This window comes from Leptospira meyeri (genome assembly GCF_004368965.1).
In the GTDB taxonomy this organism is placed as follows: Bacteria; Spirochaetota; Leptospiria; order Leptospirales; family Leptospiraceae; genus Leptospira_A; species Leptospira_A meyeri.
In genome coordinates this window covers 1-21,137 of record NZ_SORO01000004.1, presented here as the reverse complement: position 1 = coordinate 21,137, position 21,137 = coordinate 1, and the positions used below count along the sequence as shown (strand labels likewise).

Here is a 21,137-nt window from a genome sequence, read left to right as displayed (position 1 = left end):
CTAAAGTTTAGGTAATTACGTTTTTATTTTCCAGATAAAACGATATTTGTAAGAAAGATAGAAATTCAAAATACATGATTGATTGAAGCGATCAATGGTTTTAAGTTTCTATCTGGATCGGATAAATCAAATCATATAGCTGCAATTTTAGCTTATAAGATTTGGAAGTATATTCATAACGATTTCCGAATAAATTATCTAATTTACCTAAATTTTCTCTATTTGTATAAATAATATCTTCAATCTCACGTTTGCGGCTTTCTAAATTAGGGTTGATCTCTTTCCTATGAGTGATCATCACTTTAACAAATTTCTTTTCTAAAATTTCCACTTTGTTGAAGATATATTCGGTTACATTGAATTTGTTTTTACGTTTGAGAAACCAACGAATCGCATCAGGGTATTTTGCCACTAGCGTTCGGTATTCCCCTTTATCTAAAATAATTGGCTCTGGTTCCATTTGATGGACTTTTTTTAAATTTTTCACTCGTTTGATTTTCGAAAACGCTTCAATAATATAAAGATATGCCTCTCTGTATTTGGAAGTCTGTAATTTCAAATACCAAACCAATCCATAAGAATGAAAGATAGGTTTTTTCAATTCAATCGAAGGCAGAGAATTAATTTCATCTCGAATTTTGGAAAGTTCTCTATCCAAACGCAACAATTCTTTTTCTTTCGTTTTGATTGTGATTTTGCGGTCTACTCTCATACTCTAAAGTTTATATCGAACTTAGGACAAATTTCTAAATAGTCAGATGATTTCTTTTATGATGACAATTGGTTGCTTGTTGGATTGGAAATACTAAAAATGCGGAATCGATTTCAAAACTTGACTCTTTATTTTTGAATTTCAAATTAACGGAGCTGATTGTCAAATAATTTCAGATAGTTTCCAACAAATCGTGAATCAGTTTCCCATTCGGACCAAAAATTAAATTTAAAAAATGCCTCACATCTTTCGATATAAGGCTTTCCCAAACATTTGTATTCGACAATAAGTTAAGATACAACGTTATAATCAACAGATACACGTTAACAACTTGAATATTTTAATATAATCAAGCTCTGGCGATTCGTATCACGTGGCTGATCCAGCAGCACTTCGCGACTGGACATACACCAGTGATCTTAAATAAAATCTTTTACTTAGACTACCATTGGCGTGATCATTCCTTCAAGCTAATCTCACCTAACATATACCATGTCTTCTATAAGTTTAATCCCACTGTGTTCTTGGTGATTGGTAATAAAAAAAGAGTTAGGAAATTTCCAAATGGTTAAAAAAACCGGGACTGAGAAGACAAGTCCAAAAGTATTCCAAGTTCTCGTTCAAAACGAATCATTTGAATAAAGCCAGAATGACCATTGATTTGAAAGAAAAATTCCCCACTAATTGGAATTAATTCAATTGACTAAATAATCTTTGAACATACCTATCAATAATTTTATATAAAATGAAATATACATTAAATTTTCAACAGGACAGACTAATCATTGAAAGGTTAAGCGTTGGTAAGGCTAGATTGTACTTACTGAGTATTGGTTCCATTGCCATATTGATTGCCACGGTTGCTTATTTTGGGCTTAAATTTTTTGAACCAAAAAGTGACTCTGAAATTGAAAATTATTTGCTCACAATGATTGTTTCTTCACTAATTGGTGGTGGATTTTTGATAGCGAGTTTATTTATAGGGAGAGTATTGAGACAATTTCCCGAAAAGGTAGTTTTCAATAATCATGAGGCCGTTGTTGAAATTTATCACAATAGTTCAGTCGCAAAAAAAGCTTCAGTTCCATACGAGGAAATTTCTGAATTTTCAATTAGAAATTATCAGGTTGCTCCAAGTTCAAGTAAATCTTTATTTGAAGATCGATTTTCTTCTGTAATCATGAGATTAAAAGATGGAACTGTTTGGGAGGTAACGGATGGTTCCAAAGATTCAAGATACGCAGAAGAGAACCTTGAAACCATAAGGAATTACATATCCTTAATGAATATATCCAAAAATACTATGCCCATAAACAAACTGAGGAGTAGACAATTGAATTTGGAAAATAATCGCAATGAATTAATTATCGATTGGAAAAATTACTCTCCCATAAGACAAGTTAAATGGATCACAATTTCTGTCATTCTCATGTTAATATTGGGATTTGCTGCAACGATCTTAGTTTCCATCTCTTCCAAAGAAGGAGGACAAACTTGGGAAAACATATTTAGTTCATTAAACAAAAACATTAACCAAATCGATTTAGAAACATTATTTGATACCTTAGGAAATTCCTTGGCATTCGTCTCCATTGCATTTATGATTTCGTTAATACTATTTTTGATCAATCTATTGGTTCTGTTCTCCAGTAGATGGAAGCGAAACAAAATCATTCTTAACAAAAATCACTTTATATATTCAAAGGATAAAATCAAAATACCATCTTCGCAGATTAGAAATATCTTTTTCAAATATTACCTGAGTGAAAAGGAACGAAGCATTCAAATCAATAAAGAGAATATCGAATTCAAGTCCCAATCACATGAGTTCATTGATTTGAGCCAGGTGAATGATTTAAAGAGTTTTGCAAAAATGTCATTTGGGCTTTTTAAAAGTTCATTAAAAGACTTTACCGGTGGAGAATTAAACAAAGAGCAATTAGAAATAGAGGCAAATACGATTGCAACAATTCGGTTTGATAAATTTTCTCCGGTTGATATATTTCATATTTATGCAAATTTAAAATATATGCTAAAAAATTAGAACCCATTTTCTAGAAACTAGGAAAAATACTTGCATGACTTGGTTCAAATTCAAGACTTTTGGTAACAAATGTTAATCATTTTAATCCTATTGAAATGAATGCAAAGCAATTAACAAAAATGACAGAATTCAAACTTCACTCGATTTCGCTTCCAAGCATCTTAGCTTTGTTCACAATCTTTTTTTCGATCAATTGCCAGCGATTAACATTGAATAATCCCTGTGATCCGGGATCTGACAGTTATCTCTCGACCCTACTTTTATCATCTTCTGCGCAAGGTCCAGTGCCGTATTGTGGCTTCCGCATCCAAACTCCCATCAAACTTTGGGAAAGCCAAGCCTATCTAAAAGCTCCGAATGCAGAAGCAAGTGACGTATTTGGATATGCTGTTGCCATTTCTGGAGATACGATTGTTGTCGGAGCTGTCGGAGAAGCAAGTAACGAAACTACAATTACGAATGGAGAAGGTGCCAGTAGCGATAACTCTCTGGGTTTAGCGGGTGCTGTTTATGTATTCCAAAGGACTGGTTCCACTTGGAGCCAACAAGCATATATCAAAGCACCCAATGCCGAAGCAAGTGACCAATTTGGTATCAGCGTCGCTATTGATGGAGACACGATTGTCGTTGGTGCCAATTTGGAAGATAGCAATCAAACGACCATTACCAATGGTCCTACTGCAAGTGGGGACAATTCTGCATCAAATGCTGGGGCAGTTTATGTATTCAAACGGACTGGTTCCACTTGGGCCCAAGAAGCTTATATCAAACCGTCTAACATAGAAGCAGGTGATCAATTTGGATTTCCTGTAGCGATCTCTGGTGATACCATTGTCGTGGGATCGTATTTGGAGGATAGCAACCAAACATCCATTACCAATGGTCCTACAGCAAGTGGAAACAACTCGTTTACAGATTCTGGGGCCATCTATGTATTCCATAGGTCGGGTTCCACCTGGTCCCAAGAGGCTTATATCAAACCTTCCAATGTAGAAACCCAAGATTTTTTCGGAAAAGGATTAGCCATTTCAGGCGACACCATAGTAGCAGGTGCCAATCTAGAAGATAGTAACCAAACAACCATTACCAACGGTGGAACTGCAAGTAGCAATAATGGTGCGACTAGTGCTGGCGCCGCATACGTATACCAAAGAACTGGTTCCACTTGGGTAGAACAAGCCTACCTCAAAGCTCCCAATGCAGATGCTGGCGATCAATTTGGCGAGGATGTTGCCATTAATAAAGATACAATTGTTGTCGCCGCTTTTGCCGAGGCTAGCAATCAGATCACGATCACAAACGGGCAAACTGCGAGTTCCGATAACTCCGCAACCAATGTAGGTGCAGCATATGTTTTCAAGAGGACGGGATCTACCTGGACCCATGAAGCTTATCTCAAAGCACCAAACGCAAAAGCAGACGAATATTTTGGCACCTCACTCGCCATCGAGGGGGATACGATTGCTGTCGGTGTCCTTTATGAAGATAGTAGCCAGAGGACAGTGACAAATGGACCAACGATCAGCATCGATAACGCTTCACCTCGGTCTGGTGCCATTTTTGTTTATGGTAGGACAGGATCCAATTGGGCCTTGAATGCATATCTCAAAGCACCAAATGCTGATCCAGATGACCGACTCGGAATTGCAATTGGACTTTCTGGGGATACGATTGTTGCGGGAGCAAACCAAGAAGATAGCAATGAAAATACAATCACGAATGGACCTACAGCCAGTTCGGATAACTCTGCTGTATCTTCCGGTGCCGCCTATGTTTTTATTAGAAAATAAATGAAAAAAACCATTCCATTCCAAAAAGAAATCCTTCTCGTTATGGTAACAACTCTTCTATGGATCGTAGTATATCTCCTTTTCCTCCGTCCCATCTCACATAATGATTCCCGTTCTCGAACATCAAACCAAGTAGACGCACGAGGTCTCACCCCTTATCACAAACGAGAAGTGAATCTAACCATCGCCAAACACAAAAAAAAGATTCAAAATTGTTATAATGACTATTTAAAATCAAAACCTCAACGAGAAGAAGGAAAAATTCAGTTTGATTGGCAGATAGAACCAGACGGAGATCCAACCAAAGTAGAACTCATTCATTCTGATTTCTCCTCAAACATTCTAACCGAATGCATTCAGAATGAAATTGGTTCCTGGGAATTTCCACCACCAACAGAAAGATCAAATAACACGTATGTTGAATATACCTTTCATTTTAAAAAAGAAGAAACTCTGTCTAAATAGAAAATATGGTCTCCTACTAGGTGGCTAAATGCAATGACTTCAAATGTCTTCCATTTTTTCAATTCTCAAAGAAAGAGAAGGCATTGAAAAAGAAATACAATCTGATCGACAGATATTTTTACCTCAAATAATCAACCGATCCGCCAGAAGTCTTTTAGGAAGAGTTAATTTTAGAATGTTTTTTTCTTTGAGTTAAGATTGTTTTCATCGGAAGCGAAGACATGGATAACGGAGCACAGCGATTCGAATAGGAATACGAGACAGTCGGGAGATGGTAACGAGCTTTTGCTGTATAGACTTTAAGCAAACTGGTTTTGCTTTTGAAAGAAACAAATTTAATCTCAATTTACGGTTAGCGTTTTGTCCATTTCATCTGCTTTTTAGAGTATAAAATAAATAGATTGCACTCTATATAAGAGATATGATGCTTCAGTACAAGCAAATTTTCTCATTTGAGTCAAACGCACTATTACTTTCTCGCCTATGGGTAGTTTTATGGTAAATTCGCTTTCTTTTTTTAAAAAAATTTATTTTTCACCGCTACTTGTAGTTTTTATATTTTTTTCTTTTTGTAAAGTCGCAACATCTCCCCTCCCCGATATAAATTCCGGATCAATGGATCTTTCCTCATGGGAACCTAATCTAACTGTGATAAATTTGAAAGGAGATTGGGAATTTTGTTGGGATGAATTGATTCCTCCCGAATCGGATGAGTCCGTCTGGAATAAAAAATGCCAGGGTTATTTTCCAGTTCCCTCTTTTTGGAAATTCTACAAAATAAACGGAAAAAACCTACCGATTTTCGGAAAGGGAACCTATAGACTCAAACTCAAACTTCCAAAACGGGAAATAACCTACGGATTATTTTGGACGGAAATCATGTCCGCATTCGAAATTTTCGTTAACGCCCGTTCTGTGGTAAAAGTGGGACAAACAGGCGACAGTTTTGAAACAATGAAACCTGACCTGAAACCAGGCACGGCCTATCTGGGGAATCTTTCCGATGAAGTGACAATCGTCGTTTGGGTATCCAACTTCAATCATGAAAATCACGGATTTTGGGAACCTCTATATTTTGGAGAATGGAAATCAATAGAAAGGCAACACATTAATCTTGTTATACGGGACATTGCGAGTTCTTCTGCAATCATCTTCATCGGCTTTTACCACCTGATAATTTATCTTTCAAGATTCCGTTCCAAAGAATATCTGATGTTCGGTTTTTTCTGTATGATTATGGGAATTCGACAATTGAATTTTGAAACTCATACGTTTTATTATCTATTTCCCAATCTGGATTTTGATTCTTATATCCGGCTGCTGTTCGGAGTGATTTATATGATCGGAGTTTCTATGGTAACACTCTACGATCTATTATTTCCGAAGGACATCCCCAAAATAATTACAAAAATACTCAAATTTGTTTTCTTTAGTTTTTTACTAACTTTGTTTTTGCCGGTTTCCACTTTCACACATTACGCATTGTATCTCTTTGGTTTTGCAATGATTGCAATCATACTGTATGTACCGTTGTTCATCAGAGCTTTTTTTAGAAAAAGAGATGGCGCGGGACTTATGCTCATTGCCTATTCCATCTCTGCGGTTACCCTACTGAACGATATTTTATTCAATTACGGATTGATTCATACAGGTTATCTCTCCCATTTGGGGGTATTATTATTTATCTTCATCCAAGCGGTTCTATTATCAAAAAAAATAACAAAGGCATTGCAGGAGGAAGAAAAATTAGTTCAAAAACTCGGTGAAACTTTGGAAGAAAAAAACAGAACCCATACAGAACTCTTGAATCTAAAAGAATACCAAAAATATGAATTGGAATTGCAGGTAAAACTCCGCACGGAAGAATACGAGACCGCCAAACAACTAGCAGAAACCGCGAACAAGGCAAAGTCTCAATTTTTAGCAACAATGAGTCACGAAATCAGAACTCCCATGAACGGAATTTTGGGAATCACGGAACTTTTAAAAATGACAAATGTTTCAAAGGATCAAGCACAATATCTAAAGATGATTCAGGACAGCGGACAATCTCTTTTGACCATATTGAACGACATTTTGGATTATTCCAAACTGGAAGCGGGGAAAATAGAATTATTAGAATCCGATTTTTCCTGGAAAATTCTACTCGAACTTGCGGAAGGGATTTTTAAGCACCAAGCGGAACAGAAACAAGTTCGATTTGAAGTCCACTTTGATCCTGATTTTATATTTTTAGCTCATGGCGACGAAAACAGAATCAAACAAGTGTTATTTAATCTAATCTCCAATGCGGTCAAATTTACAGAATCTGGAGAAATCAAAATCCTTCTCTCTTCTAAAAAGGAAGAAGTAGGAAACTGGATTCAATACATAGTTTCGATAAGGGATACGGGGATAGGAATCCCGGAAGACAAAATAGGCTCTTTGTTTCAACGATTCACACAGTTGGATTCAAGCATATCCCGTAAATACGGTGGAACTGGACTCGGTCTTGCCATCTCTAAAAAAATAATGGATGTGATGGGCGGAGAATTGAAAGTAAAAAAGAATTTTCCCACCGGTTCTTGTTTTGAAATTGAACTCAGACTTCTTCCCAACCAAATGTCCAGAGTCATACGATCCGAAGATTCGGTGGATCTTTCTAAATTACCATCTAACACAAATGTGCTGATTGCGGAAGATGATCCTACCAACCTGTTTCTACTTTCCAGTTTTTTGAAAAAATTAAAAGTTCGTCATGATGTGGCGAAAGACGGCTGGGAAGCAGTAACAAAGGCCCAAACAAACGAATTCCATCTGATTTTTATGGACATCAATATGCCCAATCTGGATGGTATCGGGGCCTCCGAAGAGATTTTGAAAGACGAAAGGATTTTTCCCAAACCAATCATCATTGCAGTTACTGCTGACGCCTTCCAGGATGATCAAGACAAATGCATTCGTGCCGGAATGTCTTCGTTTTTGCCGAAACCGTTCCAAAAAAGAGAAATAGAACAAGCATTATATGAATGGCTGATTGAAAGAAAAACAGGCCTTTAAATGCTTTTACTTAAAAAGCTATGTCGGCTTTAAGCAAAATGCAATATGACAAGGATTATGCGATTCATATCGCTTGAATGATCCATTACTGAACTTATACCTGCGATCTATCACCGGTTCGTCTGCCGGAACTCAAAGGCACTGGGCGTTCCCAATTGGATTGGAGTACTGTTGATTAACGAATTAATGGTGGGGCTCTTCCTCAACGAGGACGCTCGGTCAGCCGTAACGGCGATCCCAAATGCGAGGATAAATATCGTCGCCGTACAGTTGCTTGGTTACCTATGGTATTGGGCATTCTGTCTCGAGGAAAGGGAGTCACATCTGGATATGGAGCCTGGATCTTATCAATAGGCGAAGGACATTCCTAAGTGGTAAAATATATTTATTGGCAAGGTGTTTACATAATCATTGAGTTTTTTTTCTGAATGAATTGCCTTCGAAAGAAGGCAGTGGTTTTCTTTTTCGATCGAACACTCCTGGCAATCCTTTAAAACAGATGGTGGAATGAATGCAAACATTTGGTTTCCAAACAACTGTTATGTCTTCATTTGAATATTTCTTAATTATTTCATTATCCATTTTTATTCTCCGAATTGAATTTCGCCGGATATTTTTTTCAGATCGACAATCTATTGTTTAAACTCTTAGATCATAATCCTTTTACTTAAAAAAGGCACCTTAATTTTCATAAGTTTGATCGTAACTTTGAAAAAATACTCGCCATTAAATTCTTTTCCGAAGCGTTAAGTTGGCTTAAAAAGAATTTTTCGATATTTAGTTTATAAATAGTCCATGCTCGCCTGACTTCAACACTTCCTTGGTCCGTAATCTGAATGGAAACTGATCGCGCATCCAATGGAGATTTTTTTCTGGAAAGCAATTTACCTTCTTCAATTCTATCTACTATTTTTGAAACTCCACTTTTTGTAAGCACCGTCTCCTTTATAAGATCTTTCATGGTTAAGCTTTTTTCTTTCGATCTCTCGAGAACAATCAGTATGTCATACCACGCAAGTGAGATGCAACCTGCATTCTTTAGTGAACTTTCGATTTGTGTGATGATTTCATTATGAAAAACCAAAAAGTTTCTCCAAATTTCGATACCGTCAGACTTTTCTTTTTTTTCATCCATAATGAAATGAACCTATAAAATAGTTGACAGGTCAACTATAAATGAGGAGCTATGTCTAGTTGGTTGACATGTCAACTAAATGGAGGTTTCTATGGAAACAATTTTAAGAATTTTAAGCACGGACGGGAGTTGGTCAAGTCTAGTTTTGAGAATTGCTTTAGGCAGCGTTATTTGGATGCATGGGGCTCAGAAGTTACTTGGGATCTTTGGTGGTTATGGTTTTTCGGGAACGATGGATTTTTTCACTAAGACGATGGGTCTTCCTTGGATCATAGCTCTCTTGGTGATACTGGGTGAATTTTTCGGAGGTATTGGTTTAGTGTTCGGTATAGGAACTCGATTTTTTGCGCTTTATACGGGAACCATTCTAATGTTTGCGATGTTTCTTGTTCATTGGGAAAACGGTTTCTTTATGAATTGGTTTGGTAACCAGAAAGGCGAAGGGATTGAATTTTTCATTTTATTCCTTTCTATATCATTAACTCTGATTCTGAATGGTGGTGGTAAGTACTCATTGGACTCTTTCATATCAAAATAAAAAGTTAAAAATATTTTTGAAAGAGGGTTCCGAGCCTGATATCAATGAAGCCGGCCCTCTTCCAATAACAAACCCATCGAATATTATTTAGTTAAATTTCATCTACTAAAAATAAACGTGGCTCTTCTTTGGATTCATCATTATTTGTATTTGAACCAATTCGTAAACTATTTGAAATGATTTGATTTCAAATTATACTTGAATCCAATCGATACTTCGTAAGCAGATTCCAAACCTAACGTGCGTAACTACCAGTATAGAATGTCTCACTATCTAAATCGTGAGATTTTTGCTTTTGGCGTTTTTTTCGCACTAGGGGATGATTTTTTAGGCTCAGGTCGATTGCCTGAATCACTTGGCTTTCTTTTTTCCGATTGCCGTTGACTCCGATTTGAGTTTTGTTTGGAGTTCTGCTTTGAGTTTCCGTTTCGGCCAGAAGAAAGATCTCCCGATCGCGAGGAACGTCTTTGCCCTCGATTGCCCCCACCTCCAGATCCATGGATTTTGGGAGCTTTGCCTGTATGCGATTCAACCCGCGCTGCATGGTAAGGATGGTCCCGATCCACTGGGATCGAAATTCCAATTACTTTTTCAATGTCTTTGATGAGTGACCTTTCGTCTGCCTCTGCGATCGCAATGGCAATTCCATTTTTCCCTGCACGTGCCGTACGACCAATTCGATGTACATAGGTTTCGGGAACATAAGGAATTTCATAATTAATTACATGGGTGATGTCATCGATGTCTATTCCTCGGGCAGCCAAATCGGTTGCGACAAGGGCTCTGTTTTTTCCCGAACGAAAATCTTCTAAGGCTTTTTGTCTAGCTGATTGACTTTTATTGCCGTGAATTACATCAGTTTTGATTCCACTTTTGTTTAAGAGTTCCGAAATTTTATTGGCTCCATGTTTTGTTTTGGTAAAGATAATTGTTTTTTTAAAATTTTTATCTTTAAACAAATGAAGGAGAAGATTTTTTTTATCTGCAAGTTCTGTGTACATCACAGATTGTGAAATGAGTTCTACTGTCGACGAAACAGGTGTTATATCGATACGAATTGGCTCTACCAAAATTGAGTTTGCCAATTTTTCTATTTCAGATGGCATCGTTGCAGAAAAAAACAAATTCTGTCTGCGCTTCGGCAAGTACGAAATGATTTTTCGAATGTCATGGATAAAACCCATATCCAACATCCTATCTGCTTCATCTAACACAAATATTTCGAGATTTTTCAAAGACACCAAATTTTGGTTCATCAAATCGACCAGGCGACCAGGCGTGGCAATGAGCACATCCAATCCGCTTGCAATGGCTTTTGCTTGGGGATTTTGTCCCACACCACCAAAAATGACAGCCGTTCGAATCTGAGTATATTTTCCATATAAAACAAAACTTTCGTGGACCTGAATGGCAAGCTCACGAGTGGGAACTAACACAAGAGATCGTGGTTGTTTTGGATTTGGTTTTGCCCTCGTGGAAATTAAATTGTGGATCATAGGCAAAGCAAAAGCAGCGGTTTTACCTGTTCCTGTTTGAGCACAACCTAACAGATCGTGATTGTCTAGAAGTAAGGGAATGGCTTGGATTTGGATGGGTGTAGGTTTAGTATAACCAGTCTCAACGACTGCTTTTTGGATGGATCGATCTAATTTCAGATCGGAAAACGTTTCAATGTGTTTTTGCAAAATATGCCTTCGTGTCTATCCTCCTAAATTAAGAAAAGCACCCTATTTGGATAGGTCAAAAATTTCTCTTTTGGATGTTCGAAATGAGAACATGGGTTTGGATCATCTCAAGTTCTCTGAATGAATTTTGATATCATGGGCGTTCCCGATTTGGTTGGAGTTTTGAAAATGGAATGTGTAAGGGTCGGGCTCATTCGGGGTGCGCTATCGCTTCCGTCCTTCGGACCAAGCCCTGCAGATCCCTAACGCGGGGGAGATTTTTTTTCTACTACATAATTGATAAACCAAGAAGGAACTTTGTTTGGAGTAAATTTTTCAACTTCTACACCATTTGTAACTCCTGCAAATAATAACGTTTCAAAAGTATCACTTGAAGTATCAAAAAGATATGCTCGATTCGACAATCGAATTGCCTCTTTCAAATTATCTAGACTACGATAATAGCGTTCTTCTATCTTTTCCGGTGGAACGTTATGCCCATTTTCTTTCACTCTGATTTCAACTCTGTTCTTATTGATTTCAGGATCGACAGTGCAAAAAAAATAAAGATAAATTACATAATCTGCTTCTTTTGCTTTTTTCAAAAAATCAAGCTTCCGCTTATCACTCATTACTGTTTCAAATGAAAAGGAGATGTTTGCTTCGAGCAATTTTTGTCTCAGAAATTCTGCTAAGTCCGCTGCTATGTAAGAATTTATTTCTAAGTTTCCATCAATGCATAACTTGCTATCCGTGACTGAAAAGTATTTCCAAAGATCCAAAATTTCACTTTTCTTGGGAGAAAACTGGGAAAGGCGAAAGAAGTTTTGAATTTCATCCGTTGCAAATTGTATCTTATAATGATTGATGTCTAAAAAATGATCATTTTTTAGATTCTTTTCGATCTCATCTGCGTTTACATAAACGCCGAGCTTATATCTCGGATCAGAACTTTCAAATTCATTAATAAATGTAGATTTTCCAGAGCCGTTAGGACCAGCAAAAATACGAATGCGTTTTTTACTCATCTAAGTAAGTTTAAACTTCTTAGGTAAACTTTCTGAGTGGTTTGGCAAATTTTTGAAGAATTCTTTGTGACCATCGTGATGCTTCCAATAAAGAGAATCTCCTTCCTGTATTAATACTGGAATCTTGGTTTCCTTCGCTCTTTCCGAAGCCTTCAATGAAGCCAAAATTGCAGCACCAAGAAGAGCCCCAACAGCTATATCTTCACCGTCTGCCTGTCTTTTGAGAAGTGCCGTTATCCCTGCTCCCAAAAGTCCACCTTTGATGAGGTTGTTTAAGGTTTTTTCGTCCTCTCGATTCATGACTCTAGTGTATTGAGAATTGGAGTTGTTGTCAACTAAAGGAGAGCAAATTCTTGTGCTCTACGAAGATGAAATCTATGTCTTCCCCCTTCACGGCAACTCCGCTAGCCCCAACTCCTTCAAAAACCCATTGTGTTTCTTCTTCGCTTCCAAAATCTTCTTCTCCAAAGAAACTAACTCCGCATTCACTTGTTCCAAGTCAACGACCTCGTCTGCTTTCGCGGTACTGATATAACGAGAAATATTTAAATTATAATCGTTCTTTTCAATTTCTTTGAGTCCCACACGACGCGAATACTTATCTTCTTCCTTTCGGAATTGGTAGGTGGAGATAATCTTTTCAATATGTTCTAACGAAAGTTGGTTTTGTCGTTTGCCTTTTTCAAAATATTCACTCGCATTGATAAAAAGTATATCATCAAATTTTTTACACTTTTTTAAAACCAGAATACAAACAGGAATCCCTGTCGAATAAAATAAGTTAGATGGTAGACCAATAACAGTATCAATATGAGAGTCTTGGATGAGTTTGGTTCGGATTCTTTCTTCGGCTCCTCCGCGAAACAAAACTCCATGCGGGAGGATGATGGCCATAGTGCCTTCGTCACTTAGGAAATGAAAACCATGGAGTAAAAAAGAAAAATCTGCCGCTGATTTTGGCGCAAGACCATAACTTTTAAAACGAAAATCTTCTCCCAAAGCTTCGGAAGGTTCCCAACGCAAACTAAAAGGAGGATTTGCCACGATGGCATCAAAATGCATTTTCTTTGCTGGGTTCGGGTTATTTAAGAGTTCCCACTCGTTTAACAAAGAATCTCCGTGGTGGATTTCAAACTCGGTATCTTTTACCCCGTGGAGGAGCATATTCATTCGGGCTAAGTTAAAGGTTGTGATGTTTTTTTCTTGTCCGAAGATCTTTCCGATACTTCCGCCTTCTTTCAAAATTTGATTTCTTACGTTGAGGAGTAAGGAACCTGAACCACACGCAAAGTCCAAAACCTTTTCAAGTTTTTTCTTTTTTCCCGTGCTTGGGTCTTGGCTATCGAGTGTTACAATGGCAGAAAGGATCGTTGAAATTTGTTGGGGGGTATAAAACTCCCCTGCTTTTTTTCCCGATCCTGCGGCAAACTGACCAATCAAGTATTCGTAGGCATCACCTAAGATATCTAAGTCGGAGGAAAACTGTCTGATCCCTTCGGCAATTTTGGAAATAATGGCACAGAGTTTTTTATTCCTTTCTTCATAGTTTTTGCCTAGTTTTTCTGAGCTCAAATTGATTTCTGAAAAGAGACCTTGGAAGGTACTGGCAAAGGATTCTTCTTCGATGTATTTGAATCCCTTCTGTAATGTTTTTAATAGGTCCTTGTCTTGGGTGCGAGCCAGTTCCCCGATATGGCTCCATAGAAATTGCGGCTCCACCACATAATGGAGTTTACGTCGCATCTGTTTTTCAAATTCTACTGTATCTTTGGGATTGGCCTCATACCAAACATTCAAAGGAGTGCGGTTGTCTGCATCTGCGAGTTTCGGATAATCTTTTCCGAGTTCTTTTTTTGCCGCCGCTTCATAGTTATCCGAGAGATAACGTAAAAATAAAAACGAAAGCATATAGTCCCGGAAATCATCCGCGTTCATGGAACCACGCAATTGGTCTGCAATGTTCCAGAGAGTTTTACCGAGTTGGTTTTGTTGTGGTTCTGTCATAATTTTCCTATTTAAAAAAAGTAAAACCACGGAAGACACAGAAGCACACGGAAAAGATCTGTCGGCTTCTATGGGCAAAACTCGTAGTTTTCATATTAAGTGACTACCCTCTCGATTTCTACCTGAGGATAATGACCAAAATTCACAAGAAAGCCTAGTTTAAGGTTGCTAGCTTTCAAATAATTGATTAGTTTGGCTCGATGTTCCGGAGCCAAATTTTTAACTGCCTTAATTTCTATAATTATCTTATCGAATGCTATGAGATCAGGCACAAACTTTCGTAATAACTTTTCGCCCTTATACTGCAATTGAAGCTCTGGTTGACTTTGAAAAGGAATTTGGATTTTTTTCAATTCCATTTCCAAACATTCCTGATATACGGATTCAAGAAATCCTGAACCCATCTCTTTATAAACTTGGAAAAAAGCACCTCTGATTTTAAAACTTTCCTCTTCATAAATCAGTTCACCTTCCATTTACACAATCTCCTAACCACTGAACATCACGGAAAATACAATCGTCCTCTCTCTTACTTCCGTGCCATTCTGTGCTTTCCGTGGTTCCAAATCTTTCCTTTCCGTGGTCACTCCCCCATCACCGGGAACAACCCTTGCAACAAACCCTTCTTATGCGACTTTAACCTCTCAATCCTCTCCGACTGCTCTTGGATCAATGCATCTACCGAAGAAAGACAATCCGCAATATTTTGTTGTTCGGAAAGGGAGGGAAGATAAACTGTAAATGCTTTTAAATCTTCAGTATCAATTTTTCCTGCCCCAATGCCTGTAGAACCAACTAACGAAAGAAGGGATATTTCTTTCGAAATCAATTGATATAACATAAATAATAAACTTATACTCAAAATTGGAGTTAGAGCTTTAACATCTTGGTTAAACGCAACCTCTACATTGTTAATGCAAATTGGGACTCTTTTATATAGCATACTTCCTCGTATCAATATCAAAATTGAATTTTTAGGAACGATTCTTGCTCCTGCACTTACCGCAAAATTTGATATCATTTGATCAGATGTTTCGATAAAAGTATCATGCATCGATGATGCACTAATCCAAGGAATAGTCCCATTCCAAAATTTTGGGTTTTCTTTAGAGGGAGTCCCTCCCGAAAAAAATTCACAAACATCCCCCAACTTCCTCTCCTCCCAATCCCCCGCACCTTCAAACTCAGGAAACCGCAACTTGGGAACCGTCTCCCCTTCCGCAGGGAATAAGTTTTGCAACAAACCCTTCTTATACGACTGAAGCGACTGCAATTTCTGCGACTCTAGAGAGAGGACTTCATCTAAGGAAGAAAGGCAATCAGCAATCTTTTGTTGTTCGGGAAGGGAGGGGATGGGGACACTAATCTTTCCAATTGTCGTTTTGGAAAGACTGGGTATACCGCCTGTTTCATTATGATCAGTCCATTTTATCTTCTGGAAGATAAATAGAATAAATTTAGGCAACGATTCGCGAAACGAATGTGTATAAAAAAGTGTATCCACTGTCCAAAACCGACCTGAAAGAAAAAAAGGTTTATCAATCGTACCTTTTCGTCCAATGCAAACGCTTTCACCTTCATGTAAATATTCATTGACTGAAAGCATATAACCACCAGATCCATACATTGGCACACTACCCGGCTTTAAATGTTTATAATCCCGCCCGCCTCCAATGGTGAAAAGATTCTCAAATTTTCTTTCTACCCAATCTCCCGCATCGGAAAACTCAGGGAATCGCAAGTCTGGAACCATTTGTGTTAGGGAAGCTTTTTCTTTTTGTTTCATACCGTGCCACCTAACACAAAGTTTGCCCTTTCTCTGCGAAGCATTTCAAACGGATTCAAGAACGAAATTCCAAGACCTGCACATACATTTGGGATCTTGATTCTCTTTGTAGATGTAGAGGGAACTTCGTGGGTCACAATCGCACTGCTTTGTGCCATTGCATGACCAATTAGATAATAATCTGCACTTTCATAAAATGTGCTGATAGCACCTGGTTCATAGTTCTGACTCGTTGCCCATAGGCTCACTCGTCCTAACTGAGAAAGAACCGAAGTATCTGTATTACGAAAGATATGTCGAGCCCTCTCCTTCGCCCATTCACTCAAGGAATCATCCCCAGGAGCGATTTCATCAGCAACTTTATCAATGCTTTGAACAAGCCCTGTTTGGTTCTTTTCTAAAATCCAATTCCAAAAGGCGGGACAAAAATCTAACCCATAGTATCGATTCTTGGCTTCGATAAAAATATTGGCATCCAAAAGGTAAGTCATGCGATGAGCCCCAACTGCCTCGCCTCTTTATAAAAGGTTTCATTTTTCTTGAAACCTAACATACGAAAGGCATCCCGAAAGAGGGTTTGGCCTTCGAGTGTGCTAGTTACCACAGCTTTAGCAAATCGGTTGCCCACACGCACGCCTAACGTACGATAGAAATCACCCCCACCACTTCCAGAAATTTGGATTTCAGAGATCCGATCTACTTCCTCTTGGAAAAATTTCCAAAAATCGCGTTGGTTGATTTTTTTGGCATCATATAGCCTACGAAGGGCAACAAGGCTACTCACCTTAAATATTTTGGCAAGCCTCTGGATCTCATCTTGGATGGGAACATTCGCGTTGTATTCGGCAAGGGTTTCCTCCATCGGCATCAAAAACTCTGCGGCTACCGCATTACACCACCTTTCGATTTCCTTTTCGGAAAACTGCCCCACACTGGCATTTGAAATTCCACTTTCCCCTAAATACAAATGGGCAAGCTCATGGAAGAGTGTAAACATCTGCGCCGCCTTACTGTCGCTTGTATTAATAAAGATAAGCGGTGCGAAAGTGTCAGAAAGGGCAAAGCCTCTAAATTCTTCTACATCCAAATGCCTATGCGTATTGCTACCGACGATAGAACTTGCCATCACAAGAACGCCTGCCTCCTCCACCTTTTGAACGAAAGAACGTAGAGCCTCCGTCCAATTGGAAAAGGATCGCCTTTGGGCAATGGTAAATCCTAGTTGAGTTTCGATTCTTCTTGCTATGGTGATAGGAAAGTCGGAAAGGTTTGCACTACCAACAAAGCTTAGAGATTCCAGTCGGTGCAGTTGCATATACTCCCGATACCAAGTTTGCCTCTCCTGGCAAAGATACAATGTATCGAGTAGATTGGGACTAGGCCTAGAAAGTTCTCTATCGGCAATGGTTCGAAAATCAGAAACGGGAAGTGCTTCTTGCACTGGCTCTGGCAAAAACAAATAACCAATCGGAACGTGAACCGCCGTGGCAAAATCCTCCAATTGGCGAAGTGTCGGTTGCAATCGACCTCCCTCCCATTCCTTAATTTTTGGGAATCGTTTGGACAAAGTCTCGGCACTCAGGCGTGCCCGTTCTCTTGCCCAGATGATGAGATTTGGATTGATGGAAACGGAATTTCTACTCATACACAGCAAGTCCCGAGATCTCTCTTCCTTGGGCGAGTTTCCTGAGCAAGGGAACCAGGTCTTCCATGAGAGCGAGCTCCTTTTTGGTTCTCTCCTTCCAACTCAAATCGAAGGGCGCCATCAGTTCACTCAAATCATCCGCATCAAAAATCAACCGGTCCATAATCGAATTCACAAAGTTTTGTAAGGCTTCTTGCGCGAGTTCGTGTTTCTTAGCAACGCCTTTCAATTCATTTTGAAACTTGTTTGCTTTGAACTGTATGTATCCACTCTTAATCTCAGCCTCACTCAGAGGTTCACCCACTTTCAATGTTCCGATATAGGCAATGATTTCATCTTTCTCATCCATCATATTGGAACTAGAAGAAAGTAGCCCGACAAGTTGATCTCGGCTCATCTTTTGTTTGGATGTTTTTTGCGTGTATTTAGAGATGAGCCCCATGATGTAATCATAGTCGATCACAGCAGAGGCAAAGAGAACAAATTCAAAATCCAATTGGTGGACAATCGTTTCCATTCCGTTAGGTGCATTTTCTACCTTAAACCTGTGTGCCGTATCTAAGTAAGCACCTCGAAAGCTTCTTAGTTCGTCTTCCGATATCACTTTTCCTATAGCTTCCGTTTGCTCATGGGAAATATCGGTGTATTGATCGAGTTGTGTTTTGATCCTTTGCACTTCTTTAAAGAGATTGATAAACTGACTTCTTGCCTCATCTCCGTGCAAATTATTGACTTGTTCCGGTGCAAATTCCAAACCTTGTGATTTCATAAACTCACCCAGTTTGGAAACTGCTTCCTCATACTTCGTAATCACGACGGGAGCTGGATCCACAAGCCAAATTTCTTTGGCACGATTTGCCTCTTCCCCAGAAAAAAGCGCAATGGCATCATCTACCGCATTCTTTTGGTTTCTAAAATCCAATACATTTCCATACGGTTTCGTATCATTTAACACTCGATTGGTACGAGAAAAGGCTTGGATCAAACCATGATATCTCAAGTTTTTATCAACATACAATGTATTCAAATATTGAGAATCAAAACCCGTTAAAAGCATATCCACGACAATCACGATATCAATTTTATTTATTCTCGGATAATCAGCGTTAGAATACTTTTGGTCCTTAATCCTTTTTTGCACATCCTGATAGTATAAATCAAACTCACTCAACTTATGGTTCGCATTGTATTGTTTGTTATAATCAGCGATGATCGCAAGTAAGGCTGTCTTCTTTTCTTCGGGTGCTTCCTTATTATCCTCTTTTTCCTGAGGCAAATCTTCCTGAATTTGTTGTACATCCCGATTCCCTTCGGCAGGGGGAGAAAAAACACAAGAAATGAGAAGCGGACGATAGTTTTCATCCGTTTTAACCTTCTCTTCCTGTAATTCTTTAAAAATTCCATAATAGGCAATCGCTTCATTGATGGACGCAGTAGCAAAGATCGCATTAAACTTTCGATTATGAGTGGCGATATCATGCTTTTCTAAGATCGCTTCGGCCACCGCTCTCTGAGAAACCAAATCACTAACTTTTGCCCCTTTTGGTCCCTTCAATTCTTCCTTGAAGTAATCTACGTGAAAACGTAAAACATTTCGATCATCAATGGCATGAGTGATGGTATAGGCATGAAGTCTTTTTTGAAACACATCTTCTGTTGTAATATAAGATGCTTGCTCTCCCTCCACCCGAGTATAACTCGAGTTTTCGCTAAAAATAGGAGTGCCAGTAAAACCGAAGAGCTGCGCCTTTGGGAAAAAGTTTTTAATCGCATTGTGATTTTCGCCAAACTGAGAGCGGTGGCATTCGTCAAAAATAAAGACAATCCGTTTTTCCCGTAAAGATTCTAATCGTTCTTTATATTGATTCTTTTGGGTTCCATCCAGTGCGAGACCTAATTTTTGAATCGTGGTCACAATGACTTTATCCGCATAGTCAGTGGAAAGAAGTCGCCTGACAAGTGCCTCCGTATTTGTATTCTCTTCTACGCATCCTTCCTGAAATTTATTAAATTCTTCTCTCGTCTGCCGATCTAAATCTTTCCGGTCGACGACAAACAAACATTTTTCAATATTTGGATTGTCCTTTAACAATGTAGAGGCTTTGAAAGATGTAAGTGTTTTCCCACTCCCGGTTGTATGCCAAATGTATCCGTTGCCTCGATTCTGTTCGATGCAATCTACAATTGCTTTAACCGCATAAATTTGATAAGGACGCATGACCATTAACTTCTGTTCACTTGCCACAAGCACCATATACCGACTGATCAGTTGCGCAAGCGTACACTTAGGCAGAAATTTCCCAGCAAATTCATCTAGATGAGTTACTTTTTTATTATCCTCCGTCGCAAACTGATATATTGGCAAAAAACGTTCATCTGCATCAAAGCTAAAATGTTGGTTCTGATTGTTTGCAAAGTAATATGTGTTGGTTTGATTACTAACAATGAATAGTTGAATAAAACACAGAAGTGAATTCGTATATCCATTCCCGGGATCGTTTTTATAATCAACGATCTGCTGCATGGCTTTTCTCGGGCTAATTTCTAATGTTTTAAGTTCTATTTGAACAATTGGGATCCCGTTTAAAAGTAGGATCACATCATATCGATGAAAACTCTTCTGCGTATTGATTCGAAACTGATTGATTACTTCAAAATTATTTTTACACCAATCATTCAAATTTACAAGGGTGTAATGAAGAGGTGTTCCATCCTCTCTCTCAAAGGTATTTCGACTTCTGATCAATTTAGCAGATTGGTAAATATCTGCATTTACAATTTCATCCCTTAGCCGAGCAAATTCTGAGTCTGTCAAATTGACTTTATTCAGCGCTTCAAAATGCTCTCGGAAGTTTCTCTCAAGATCCTCCCGATTTCGAATTTCTTTTCGATACTTATATTTTAGGTCTTCAAGTTTATTAACTAGATTCGTTTCGATATTTAACTCGTTGACCATTTAATTTGCCCGAACAGGAAATATTCAAAATTTCGAATTTTCCCGTCTAACCTTACCTTAGTTTACTGAAAAGTCAATAGAATTGAAATTAAAAACCATATGATAATAAAACATACATTTAACCTACAAGACAAAGTGTTTTAATACCCAGAAATTAACTAGAACCTATCATTCAATGTTCATTAATTTTATGATACAGGTAGGACAAATCTGAAGAATTCGAACATATCTCCTCCTCCAAACATAAAAAAAGCCTCACATCTTTCGACGTAAGGCTTCTCTTTTCTTTTACTCTGTTTCAACTATATACGACAAAGGTCCTATCTTTCCG

Annotated in this window: 17 protein-coding genes; 5 read left to right on the top strand and 12 right to left on the bottom strand. The window is 38.3% G+C overall.

Features of this window, described 5'->3' with window-relative positions:
- Positions 1–100: 100 nt before the first annotated feature.
- Complete coding sequence (locus CLV96_RS17700; RefSeq protein ID WP_004786776.1) at positions 101–712, bottom strand: hypothetical protein; 612 nt, start codon at positions 710–712, stop codon at positions 101–103.
- 745 nt (positions 713–1,457) lie between these two features.
- Here CLV96_RS17700 and CLV96_RS17695 point away from each other — a divergent pair.
- The 4 genes from CLV96_RS17695 to CLV96_RS17680 all read left to right on the top strand — a co-directional run bounded on the left by CLV96_RS17695 (position 1,458) and on the right by CLV96_RS17680 (position 8,050).
- A complete protein-coding gene (locus CLV96_RS17695) occupies positions 1,458–2,756 on the top strand; it encodes a hypothetical protein (protein WP_243836543.1) in 1,299 nt (432 codons plus the stop codon).
- A 119-nt stretch (positions 2,757–2,875) separates the two neighbouring features.
- Positions 2,876–4,546, top strand: a complete 1,671-nt coding sequence (locus CLV96_RS17690; RefSeq protein ID WP_004785672.1) for an FG-GAP repeat protein — start codon at positions 2,876–2,878, stop codon at positions 4,544–4,546.
- Positions 4,547–5,011, top strand: a complete 465-nt coding sequence (locus tag CLV96_RS17685; RefSeq protein ID WP_004787406.1) for an AgmX/PglI C-terminal domain-containing protein — start codon at positions 4,547–4,549, stop codon at positions 5,009–5,011.
- Between the two features lie 495 nt (positions 5,012–5,506).
- Positions 5,507–8,050, top strand: a complete 2,544-nt coding sequence (locus CLV96_RS17680) for an ATP-binding protein (protein WP_004787118.1) — start codon at positions 5,507–5,509, stop codon at positions 8,048–8,050.
- Between the two features lie 408 nt (positions 8,051–8,458).
- On the opposite strand, the gene CLV96_RS17675 is transcribed toward CLV96_RS17680, so the two are convergent.
- Complete coding sequence (locus CLV96_RS17675) at positions 8,459–8,632, bottom strand: (4Fe-4S)-binding protein (RefSeq protein WP_081581538.1); 174 nt, start codon at positions 8,630–8,632, stop codon at positions 8,459–8,461.
- A gap of 106 nt (positions 8,633–8,738) precedes the next feature.
- Complete coding sequence (locus CLV96_RS17670) at positions 8,739–9,185, bottom strand: MarR family winged helix-turn-helix transcriptional regulator (protein ID WP_004786733.1); 447 nt, start codon at positions 9,183–9,185, stop codon at positions 8,739–8,741.
- A 91-nt stretch (positions 9,186–9,276) separates the two neighbouring features.
- On the opposite strand from CLV96_RS17670, the gene CLV96_RS17665 reads away from it, so the two are divergent.
- A complete protein-coding gene (locus CLV96_RS17665) occupies positions 9,277–9,723 on the top strand; it encodes a DoxX family protein (protein ID WP_004787521.1) in 447 nt (148 codons plus the stop codon).
- Positions 9,724–9,992: 269 nt separating this feature from the next.
- Here the strand turns inward: CLV96_RS17665 and CLV96_RS17660 are convergent, their stop codons facing one another.
- From CLV96_RS17660 to CLV96_RS17620, 9 genes are all read right to left on the bottom strand, one after another.
- Positions 9,993–11,408 (bottom strand): DEAD/DEAH box helicase, encoded by a 1,416-nt coding sequence (locus tag CLV96_RS17660; protein ID WP_004786654.1) that lies wholly within the window; start codon positions 11,406–11,408, stop codon positions 9,993–9,995.
- Positions 11,409–11,650: 242 nt separating this feature from the next.
- Positions 11,651–12,415, bottom strand: coding sequence for an ATPase (locus tag CLV96_RS17655; protein ID WP_004785073.1), 765 nt, complete (start codon positions 12,413–12,415; stop codon positions 11,651–11,653).
- Positions 12,416–12,715 carry a hypothetical protein gene (locus tag CLV96_RS17650; RefSeq protein WP_004785608.1) on the bottom strand — a complete coding sequence of 100 codons (300 nt, stop codon included), beginning with the start codon at positions 12,713–12,715 and terminating at the stop codon, positions 12,416–12,418.
- Positions 12,716–12,805: 90 nt separating this feature from the next.
- A complete protein-coding gene (locus tag CLV96_RS17645) occupies positions 12,806–14,419 on the bottom strand; it encodes a type I restriction-modification system subunit M (protein ID WP_004786367.1) in 1,614 nt (537 codons plus the stop codon).
- A 95-nt stretch (positions 14,420–14,514) separates the two neighbouring features.
- On the bottom strand, positions 14,515–14,895 hold the full coding sequence (locus CLV96_RS17640) for a GxxExxY protein (protein ID WP_004785401.1): 381 nt from the start codon (positions 14,893–14,895) through the stop codon (positions 14,515–14,517).
- Between the two features lie 107 nt (positions 14,896–15,002).
- Positions 15,003–16,205 carry a restriction endonuclease subunit S gene (locus CLV96_RS17635; protein WP_004786404.1) on the bottom strand — a complete coding sequence of 401 codons (1,203 nt, stop codon included), beginning with the start codon at positions 16,203–16,205 and terminating at the stop codon, positions 15,003–15,005.
- Positions 16,202–16,696, bottom strand: coding sequence for a DUF4411 family protein (locus CLV96_RS17630; protein WP_004786609.1), 495 nt, complete (start codon positions 16,694–16,696; stop codon positions 16,202–16,204). The genes CLV96_RS17635 and CLV96_RS17630 overlap by 4 nt, the downstream gene beginning before the upstream one ends.
- The gene (locus tag CLV96_RS17625; protein WP_004784554.1) at positions 16,693–17,850 is read right to left on the bottom strand and encodes an ImmA/IrrE family metallo-endopeptidase; all 1,158 of its coding nucleotides are present in this window, start codon (positions 17,848–17,850) and stop codon (positions 16,693–16,695) included. Before CLV96_RS17625 ends, CLV96_RS17630 begins: the two co-directional genes overlap by 4 nt.
- Positions 17,843–20,806: a type I restriction endonuclease subunit R gene (locus CLV96_RS17620; RefSeq protein WP_004784635.1), complete on the bottom strand. Its 2,964-nt coding sequence runs from the start codon at positions 20,804–20,806 to the stop codon at positions 17,843–17,845. The genes CLV96_RS17625 and CLV96_RS17620 overlap by 8 nt, the downstream gene beginning before the upstream one ends.
- Positions 20,807–21,137 lie beyond the last annotated feature (331 nt).

Excerpts from the sequence above, each read along its gene's own strand:
- CLV96_RS17700 (WP_004786776.1), bottom strand. The coding sequence starts at position 712 with ATGAGAGTAGACCGCAAAATCACAATCAAAACGAAAGAAAAAGAATTG.
- CLV96_RS17695 (WP_243836543.1), top strand. The coding sequence starts at position 1,458 with ATGAAATATACATTAAATTTTCAACAGGACAGACTAATCATTGAAAGG.
- CLV96_RS17690 (WP_004785672.1), top strand. The coding sequence starts at position 2,876 with ATGACAGAATTCAAACTTCACTCGATTTCGCTTCCAAGCATCTTAGCT.
- CLV96_RS17685 (WP_004787406.1), top strand. The coding sequence starts at position 4,547 with ATGAAAAAAACCATTCCATTCCAAAAAGAAATCCTTCTCGTTATGGTA.
- CLV96_RS17680 (WP_004787118.1), top strand. The coding sequence starts at position 5,507 with ATGGTAAATTCGCTTTCTTTTTTTAAAAAAATTTATTTTTCACCGCTA.
- CLV96_RS17675 (WP_081581538.1), bottom strand. The coding sequence starts at position 8,632 with ATGGATAATGAAATAATTAAGAAATATTCAAATGAAGACATAACAGTT.
- CLV96_RS17670 (WP_004786733.1), bottom strand. The coding sequence starts at position 9,185 with ATGGATGAAAAAAAAGAAAAGTCTGACGGTATCGAAATTTGGAGAAAC.
- CLV96_RS17665 (WP_004787521.1), top strand. The coding sequence starts at position 9,277 with ATGGAAACAATTTTAAGAATTTTAAGCACGGACGGGAGTTGGTCAAGT.
- CLV96_RS17655 (WP_004785073.1), bottom strand. The coding sequence starts at position 12,415 with ATGAGTAAAAAACGCATTCGTATTTTTGCTGGTCCTAACGGCTCTGGA.
- CLV96_RS17650 (WP_004785608.1), bottom strand. The coding sequence starts at position 12,715 with ATGAATCGAGAGGACGAAAAAACCTTAAACAACCTCATCAAAGGTGGA.
- CLV96_RS17645 (WP_004786367.1), bottom strand. The coding sequence starts at position 14,419 with ATGACAGAACCACAACAAAACCAACTCGGTAAAACTCTCTGGAACATT.
- CLV96_RS17640 (WP_004785401.1), bottom strand. The coding sequence starts at position 14,895 with ATGGAAGGTGAACTGATTTATGAAGAGGAAAGTTTTAAAATCAGAGGT.
- CLV96_RS17635 (WP_004786404.1), bottom strand. The coding sequence starts at position 16,205 with ATGAAACAAAAAGAAAAAGCTTCCCTAACACAAATGGTTCCAGACTTG.
- CLV96_RS17630 (WP_004786609.1), bottom strand. The coding sequence starts at position 16,696 with ATGACTTACCTTTTGGATGCCAATATTTTTATCGAAGCCAAGAATCGA.
- CLV96_RS17625 (WP_004784554.1), bottom strand. The coding sequence starts at position 17,850 with ATGAGTAGAAATTCCGTTTCCATCAATCCAAATCTCATCATCTGGGCA.
- CLV96_RS17620 (WP_004784635.1), bottom strand. The coding sequence starts at position 20,806 with ATGGTCAACGAGTTAAATATCGAAACGAATCTAGTTAATAAACTTGAA.